Below are 7689 nucleotides of genomic sequence, written 5' to 3'. Positions count from 1 at the left end.
CCGCGCCGGGAAGATCGGAATCGGCCGTGCAGAAGTGGAATCTCGATGTCCCGCGCGAAAAACTTGGCGAACTCACGCAACCGAGTACGCCGCTGCCCGTGCCGAAATTCAGCTACTTACACCACGGGCTGCTAAGCATTCATCATTCAAGAATCTGTTTGTCGGCTTGAACGGAGTGCGATCGGGGTGGAGAGTCCTGCTGTTTTACGCTGTATTTGCTATCCTCATCTCCTCCTTAGGCTTGGTGATTCGGGCGGTCCGTGCGTGGCTAACCATGCCGCGCCAGCCCACCACCGTCTTAACTCCCGGCCGAGCGTTATTAAACGAAGGCGTCTTCTTGTTTGGAGTGCTGGTCACGAGCGCCATCTTTGCGCGAGTCGAGAGGCGCAGCTTTGCTGACTACGGACTTCCCGTCCGAGGTGCATTCGGCGCGCGTTTCTTGGAAGGGCTGCTCTGGGGCGTCGCTCTAATCAGCTGTGTGCTGCTGGTGCTGAGGGCGACGGGCAATTTCTATTTCGGTTCAATTGGCCTTACGCAGGAAAAGACGGCCGTATTCGCGGTCCTCTGGGCAGCGGTTTTCGCAATGGTAGGCGTGGCTGAGGGGTTTGCCTTCAGCGGATACCCGCTGTTTGCGTTGGCGCGAGGGCTGGGCTTCTGGCCGGCCGCGGCGCTTTTGGCTGTCTTGTTCGGGAGTGTTCACCTTGCGGTCAATGCTGGAGAGAACTGGCTGGGTTCAGTGAGTCTGGTGATCGTGGGCCTTCTGCTGGCTTTCACGCTACAACGTACGGGCAGTTTGTGGTTTGCCATTGGCATCCATGCGGCGTGGGATTGGGCTCAAAGCTTCCTGTACGGCGTCCCCGACAGTGGCATCACCGTTGCCGGTCACTTGCTCAACCCATCCTTTCAAGGCTCGAAGTGGATGACAGGTGGAACCGCGGGACCGGAGGCTAGCGTCGTCACGCTGCTCGGATACGTGTTCGCCTTCGCGTTAATCAACCTTCGATTTCCTGAAACGCGCTATACGGTGCGGACCGCCGACCGCTGCTGATCGCACTGGATGCGCTTAGGTCTCGTGACACAACGAGCGATAAATCGCCATATCACAAGTTACGTGCCGAGCCCCCTTTTTCAGGACGTAGTTTGGGCTGGTGCCGTTTGACTTGGCCTGATGGTGGGGAGCGTTTCAAATGTCGCGCACGCCTCACAGCCGCGCTTTGCGAAGCCGCAGCGAATTGGAAATCACCGACACCGAGCTGAAGCTCATCGCCGCCGCCGCAATGATCGGGCTGAGCAGCCAACCGAAGATTGGGTAGAGCACGCCCGCCGCGATCGGCACTCCCAGCGAGTTATAGACGAAGGCGAAAAACAGGTTTTGCCGGATGTTGCGCATCGTGGCCCGGCTCAGCCGCCGCGCGCGCGCGATGCCGCGCAGGTCGCCTTTGACCAGCGTGATCCCGCCCGCCTCCATGGCCACATCGGTCCCTGTCCCCATGGCGATGCCGACGTCGGCCTGCGCCAGCGCGGGCGCGTCGTTTATGCCGTCGCCCGCCATGGCGACCACGCGTCCCTGCGCCTGCAACCGCTTCACCACTTCGGATTTGCGCTCGGGCAGCACTTCGGCTTCAAAGTCATCGATGCCGAGGGCTCGGGCGACCGCCTCGGCGGTGGCGCGGCTGTCACCGGTCAGCATGACGATGCGCACGCCTTCGTCGTGCAGGGCGCGGATTGCCTCCGCGGTGGAAGGCTTGATGGGATCGGCGACACCGAGCACGCCCGCGGGCCTGCCGTCCACGGCGACGTAGATGACGGTCTGACCTTGATGGCGAAGTTGGTCGGCATGGTCGAGTAAGTTCCCACCCTGTCCCGCCGCTTTGACTTCGCTCGGGGCAGGCTTCCCCGGGCGGGACAAGGGTGGGCCGACCGCATGAGAATTCCCACCCTGTCGCTCTCCCTCGTTTTGCTTCGAGGCATACTCTCCTGCGAGCGACAAGGGTGGGGCAACCGTCAGTGGGGCAACCGCTTCGAAGGCAGCGCGGATACGCAATTCGTCCAGCAGAGCCTCATTCCCAACCGCGACTTCCCTGCCCTCCACTCGCCCGACCACGCCTTTGCCAGTGAGTGACTTGAAATCCGTTGCCTTGGCCGGTGTCAGTTTTCTTTCTTCCGCGGCTTTGACCACCGCTGCCGCCAGCGGGTGTTCGCTGGCGCGCTCCAGATCCGCGACCAGCCGCAGCAACTCCGGCTCGTCCTGTGCCGGCGCGGTGACGATCGAGACCAACTTCGGCTTGCCTTCGGTGAGCGTGCCCGTCTTGTCCACCACCAGCGTGTCGACTCTCTCCAGAGTTTCCAGCGCCTCGGCATTCCGGATCAGCACGCCGGCGGCAGCCCCGCGGCCCGTGGCAACCATGATCGCAATCGGCGTTGCCAGTCCGAGCGCGCACGGGCAGGCAATAATCAGCACGGCAACGGCATTCACCAGCGCGTAGGCATAGCGCGGCTGCGGTCCGAAAATCGCCCACACAATGAAAGTAATCACCGCAATGCCGATCACCGTCGGAACAAAATAGGCGGCGACACGGTCGGCCAGCCTCTGGATGGGCGCGCGGCTGCGTTGCGCTTCCGCCACCAGGCGCACGATCTGCGCCAGCAGCGTCTCGCTGCCCACCCGCTCGGCGCGCATGATGAACGATCCCTGCGCATTCACCGTGGCGCCGATCACACGCGCTCCTCCAGTTTTCTCCACTGGAACTGCCTCACCCGTGATCATGGATTCATCGACCGAACTACTGCCTTCTACGACCACGCCGTCAACCGGAATTTTTCCTCCCGGACGTACGCGCAACAGATCGCCCGGCTGCACCTGCTCCAGCGGAACATCGATTTCGCTGCCATCCGCCTTGACGCGTCTCGCCATTTTGGGCGAGAGATCCAGCAGCGCGCGGATGGCGGTGTTGGTGCGGCTGCGCGCGCGCAGTTCCAGTACCTGCCCGAGCAGCACCAGGGTGGTGATCGCCGCTGCCGCTTCGTAATAGACATCCACCACCCCGTGCCGGCGAAACGCTTCCGGAAAAACTCCCGGCGCCACCGTTGCCACCACGCTGTACGCATACGCCACGCCCACGCCCATGCCGATCAGCGTGAACATATTGGCGTGGCGGTTCACGATGGACGTCCACGCCCGCTGGAAGAATGGCCATCCGCCCCACAGCACCACCGGCGTAGCCAGCGCGAGCTCGCCCCAGGTCGGCAGCCAGCGCGGAAATAGCTGTGTCAGCGAGGGCGCCATGTGGCCCATGGCGATCACGAGCAACGGGATCGTAACCGCTAGGCCGATCCAGAACCGCCGCGTCATGTCGCGCAACTCGGGATTCTCGGGTTCCGCTGCGGTGACCGTGCGCGGCTCCAGCGCCATGCCGCAGATCGGGCACGCTCCTGGCTCGCTGCGCACTACTTCCGCGTGCATCGGGCACACCCATTCGGTTTTGGTGGGCAGCGCGGTGACCATTTCCGGTTCCAGCGCCATGCCGCACTTGGGGCAGGCGCCCGGACCTTCCTGCCTAACCTCCGGATCCATTGGGCAGATGTAGATTTGCTTCTCGCCCGCTTGGGGCGGCGCTGGGGGTTGCGCTTGCTCAGGGGCGAGGTATTTTTCCGGCTCGGCGCGAAATCTTTGTTCGCATCGCGGATTGCAGAAGTAATACGTCTTGCCTTTGTACTCAGCTTTTCCGGCCGGATGCGCCGGATTCACCATCATCCCGCACACCGGATCGCGCTCCGGCGGCGCCGGTGGCGGAGTGGGCGCGCCGATTCCAACCAGTCCGGCGGGAGGGCGCGCAGCGGGCGTGGGCATAGACAAAGACGAAGACAGGTTGACCAGCCCTAGTGCTTTGCCGAGATACTTCTGCGGCTCCGCCGTGAACTTCTGCGCGCATCCCGGGCAGCAGAAGTAATACCTTTTGCCCTGATACTCGGCCGTGCCCTTGGCACGCGCGGGGTCCACGCTCATCCCGCACACCGGATCTTTCGCAAGCGCGCTGGTGTTGTCGGTCATACGCGTCCTTTCCTCTGGCCTGACGATCTAACCGCGCGATTCTTCCAGTGATTATCGTCCACCGTGCGCTCGATCAGTGCGCAGATGGCGTCGCCGGTGATAGTGCGTGTCGGCGTTCTCCTCCAGCGGCGGAGGGCGCTCGCTAGCTCCGCGCGGAAACGGCTCAAGCGCCGGATCTCCGCCCGCGTTTCCCGCAGATGCCGCTCCGCAATCTCCATGACCCTGGCGCATGGCACCTGCCCGGCATCGTGCATGTGGAGAATGCCGCCGATTTCGCTCAGCGAAAACCCAAGCTCCTTCGCCTTGCGAATAAAACGCAGGCGCTCCACGTCCGTAGCGCCGTATACGCGGTATCCCGACTTCGTGCGCTCCGGCTCCCGCAGCAATCCGGCGCGCTCGTAAAAGCGGACGGCCTGCGCGGTCGTCCCCAACTCACCTGCCAGCTCTCCAATCCTCATGCTGTAAGTGTAAACCTTACAGTAAAGTATAATGTCAAGCGGCAAAACTTGCGGCGTGTCCGCCTGCTATAGTAGGTTCCGCCTCAAGGCAGTAGTTCGGGATTCTTCAACGGGGGACGAGACATGTCTGCGGTGGAAGTCGCATTCCGCTACGGCAACCCGCCCGGGCCGCAGGAGATGCGCGCCTTGGACAGCGTGCGCGACGTTTACGGCATCCGGCGAATTGCCTTCAACGAGAAGGAGCACACCATCCGGGTGGAATACGACGCCACCCGCCTGAAAGAAGACGTTGTCGCGGCCTTGCTTCGCCGTGCCGGACTTAATCTGTGTGGGAAGCTTGCCCTGGCTTAGAAATTGAGAATTGGCTGGAGAATGCAAAGGGGCGCTCAAGAAACTCTCTGGCCGAAAGTCATTCTCAAGAGCGCCCCTGTTGCGCGCCACTTCGTCTGGCCTTCTCCAATGCATACTTCATGCCATCCGCCCTGCGCTGAAAATACGGTCCTTAGAGGACCCAGCGCAGGGGCCGTTGGGTAGCTTTTGCCGACGCGCGGGAAAGAATTACGTTCCCCGCTCCACCGGCCCGCGGTGTCCTGATTCTGCACCGCGCCGCAACTGCGACCAACGCTCCCCAGTGCCCTGAATTATTGCATCTTTCATTGGGTTGAATGGGTTATAGTCAGGCTCCATCGAGTGCGGGTGACCCTTGACCGAGCAGCAGCCAAAAGCGACCAGCCGTGTGCCTGCCGGCGCTGCTGACCACCAGCGTGTGATCAGTCTCGATGACATTCGCTTTCGCCTGCGCCGGCTGGAAAATCAGGATTGGTGGCTCTGGGGAGCGGCTGTGCTGGTCATGCTGCTGCTTACCTTTGCCATCTTCTCGCTCAGCTTCTCCAGCATCCTGCGCGAGCAGAATCCGTCCTACTGGCTGCAACTGGATATCGCGGTTCACGGCCTGTTCGGGCTCGTCCTGCTGTTCAGCTTGTTCGTCATTTACCAGCAAGTTCTGATCAAGCGCCTGCGGCGGCAACTGGCAACGCAACTGGCTGAAATGGCCTCCCTGGAGGCGCGCGCGGAGACCTTTGAGCGCCTCGCCGTGGTGGACCCGCTCACCGAGCTTTACAACCGCCGCTTTGCCAAGGAACACCTGCCGGTTGAAATCGCCCGCTCCGCGCGCCAGGGATACGCCCTGACCGCGCTCATGCTGGACCTCAATGGCTTCAAGGCAATCAATGACCAGCATGGCCATGCCGCCGGCGATTGCGCCCTGCAAGCGTTCGCCCACCACCTGAAGCGCTGCTTCCGCTCCTCCGACCTGCCGGTGCGCATGGGCGGCGATGAGTTCCTGGTGTTGCTGCCGGAGTGTGCCTCCGAGCACGTTCCCAAGGTTCTGATGCACCTGCGCGGCCTGAACCTTGAGTACGCGGGGCAGAAGATCGAGATCACCTTTGCCGCCGGGTGGGCCGAGTACCGGCACGGCGATACCGCTGACGATCTCTTGGCCCGCGCCGACCAGGCCCTCTATGCCGATAAGCACACGCGCTCCGCGGAACAAAAGGTACGCGTCGCGGAAGCCGAAGTTGCCCAGCAGCAGAAGATGATGACGGTCGGGCAGATGGCGGGGGGCGTGGCCCACGATTTCAACAACCTGCTGACCATCATCCGCGGCTACAGCGAGTTGCTGCTCGACTACATCCCTGTCGGCGACGGGATGCGCGATAAAGTCGAGGAGATCGACCGCGCTGCCCAGCGCGCCGCCACCTTGACCCGCCAGTTGCTCTCTTTCAGCCGCAAGCGGCAGCCGCAGCACGATCACCGCCTGGAATTGAATCGCCTGGTGCTGGGCATGGAGACGATCATTCGATCGGTGCTCGGCAAGCGCTACAACCTTACCTTTCAGCTCGCCCCCGATCTCGGTTCCACGCGCGCCGATCCCAGCCAGGTGGAGCAGGTGGTGCTCAACCTGATCGTGAACGCGCGCGACGCTATGCCCGAGGGCGGCAGCGTGATCCTGCGAGTTGCCAACGCCGAACTGGATTCGGCATTTGTGCAAGCCCATCCCGGCTCACGCCTGGGCTCCTACGTCAGCCTCTCTGTCTCCGACACCGGCGTCGGCATGGACGAGCGCACCCAAGCGCACATCTTCGAGCCCTTCTTCACCACCAAGCCGGAAGGCCAGGGCACCGGGTTGGGATTGGCTATCGTGTACGGAGTTGTCAAGCAAACTGGCAGCTACATCGCAGTGGACAGTCAATCTGGCCGCGGCAGCACCTTCACCGTCTATTTCCCCCGCGCCGCCACGCCCGCGGTCGTAGTCCAGCCTGCAACCGGAGCCGCCACCGCTGCCCTGCCATGATCCTCATGGAATCTTCGTGAGGTACTGTCCGCACGTGCTGAACACCGACAGCAGGTTGGTCAATCCGAGCAATTCTTTGATCCGCTGATTCAAGTTCACCAGCTCCAGTTCGCAGTTGGCCGATTTCGCGGAGACATAAAGCCGCACCAACGTTCCCAGCCCCGAACTGTCCATGTGCCGCAGATCTCTGAGGTCGAGCACGATCCGGCTGGCGCCCGGCAGCACGCGCATGAATTCATCGCGCAGCTCCTCGGTATAGTCGGACGTCAGGCGACCCGTGCAGTGGATGACAACCGCCTCCGCGGTGGGTGTGGTACGAAGGCGCAGCCGGTGGATGGAAGTCCCAGTACTGGGCAGCATATTCACTCACCCCAACTAACCGGAATTCTAGCATCAGCATGTCAGCGGCCGTCCCGGCTCTGACACAGGTGGCCATGGCCGGACATCCTCTTCCGCTACGTTTGTGACACTTTTCGCTGTTCTGGATGACACATTTTGTCAATCGATACCCCGCAGCTTCGCCGCAACCCGTCAATGGAATTCACCGGTTGTGCCTGGCAAACTTCGCCAGGTCAATGAAACGATTGGTACTTACACCTGGTGTGTAACCATGGCGGTTCCGCCGCTCGCATTGGCGCGCCGAGTGCAGATTTGTTTGGCAATTCCGATAGCAAAAACGGAGAGACGACATGCGTAAACAGAAAGGCTTCTCATTGATCGAGCTGCTGATTGTGGTGGCAATCATCCTGATTATCGCCGCGATCGCCATTCCCAACCTGCTGCGCTCGCGCATTGCCGCGAACGAAGCTTCGGCGGTGGGTTCGATC

7 protein-coding genes are annotated in these 7689 nt (G+C 62.1%); 4 read left to right on the top strand and 3 right to left on the bottom strand.

Going from position 1 to position 7689, the window contains the following annotated elements; all coding sequences use genetic code 11:
* Nucleotides 1-274 precede the first annotated feature (274 nt).
* Nucleotides 275-1048, top strand: coding sequence for a CPBP family intramembrane metalloprotease (locus LAN64_20140; protein MBZ5570137.1), 774 nt, complete (start codon nt 275-277; stop codon nt 1046-1048).
* A gap of 153 nt (nt 1049-1201) precedes the next feature.
* Here LAN64_20140 and LAN64_20135 read toward each other — a convergent pair whose 3' ends face one another.
* On the bottom strand, nt 1202-4051 hold the full coding sequence (locus LAN64_20135) for a heavy metal translocating P-type ATPase (GenBank protein ID MBZ5570136.1): 2850 nt from the start codon (nt 4049-4051) through the stop codon (nt 1202-1204).
* Nucleotides 4048-4509, bottom strand: coding sequence for a heavy metal-responsive transcriptional regulator (locus LAN64_20130; protein MBZ5570135.1), 462 nt, complete (start codon nt 4507-4509; stop codon nt 4048-4050). The genes LAN64_20135 and LAN64_20130 overlap by 4 nt, the downstream gene beginning before the upstream one ends.
* Before the next feature lie 123 nt (nt 4510-4632).
* On the opposite strand from LAN64_20130, the gene LAN64_20125 reads away from it, so the two are divergent.
* Both LAN64_20125 and LAN64_20120 read left to right on the top strand, forming a co-directional pair.
* Nucleotides 4633-4860, top strand: a complete 228-nt coding sequence (locus LAN64_20125; GenBank protein MBZ5570134.1) for a hypothetical protein — start codon at nt 4633-4635, stop codon at nt 4858-4860.
* A 352-nt stretch (nt 4861-5212) separates the two neighbouring features.
* On the top strand, nt 5213-6862 hold the full coding sequence (locus LAN64_20120) for a diguanylate cyclase (protein ID MBZ5570133.1): 1650 nt from the start codon (nt 5213-5215) through the stop codon (nt 6860-6862).
* A gap of 3 nt (nt 6863-6865) precedes the next feature.
* Here the strand turns inward: LAN64_20120 and LAN64_20115 are convergent, their stop codons facing one another.
* A complete protein-coding gene (locus tag LAN64_20115; protein ID MBZ5570132.1) occupies nt 6866-7222 on the bottom strand; it encodes an STAS domain-containing protein in 357 nt (118 codons plus the stop codon).
* 329 nt (nt 7223-7551) lie between these two features.
* Between LAN64_20115 and LAN64_20110 the strand changes: the two genes are divergently transcribed.
* Nucleotides 7552-7689 (top strand): prepilin-type N-terminal cleavage/methylation domain-containing protein (locus LAN64_20110; protein ID MBZ5570131.1); only part of this gene is annotated, 138 nt, incomplete at its 3' end.

The sequence above is a fragment of the Terriglobia bacterium genome, from assembly GCA_020073185.1.
Classification (GTDB): Bacteria; Acidobacteriota; Terriglobia; order Terriglobales; family Acidobacteriaceae; genus JAIQGF01.
This window is presented reverse-complemented; position numbering and strand designations above follow the sequence as displayed.

Excerpts from the sequence above, each read along its gene's own strand:
- LAN64_20140 (MBZ5570137.1), top strand. The coding sequence starts at position 275 with ATGCCGCGCCAGCCCACCACCGTCTTAACTCCCGGCCGAGCGTTATTA.
- LAN64_20135 (MBZ5570136.1), bottom strand. The coding sequence starts at position 4,051 with ATGACCGACAACACCAGCGCGCTTGCGAAAGATCCGGTGTGCGGGATG.
- LAN64_20130 (MBZ5570135.1), bottom strand. The coding sequence starts at position 4,509 with ATGAGGATTGGAGAGCTGGCAGGTGAGTTGGGGACGACCGCGCAGGCC.
- LAN64_20125 (MBZ5570134.1), top strand. The coding sequence starts at position 4,633 with ATGTCTGCGGTGGAAGTCGCATTCCGCTACGGCAACCCGCCCGGGCCG.
- LAN64_20115 (MBZ5570132.1), bottom strand. The coding sequence starts at position 7,222 with ATGCTGCCCAGTACTGGGACTTCCATCCACCGGCTGCGCCTTCGTACC.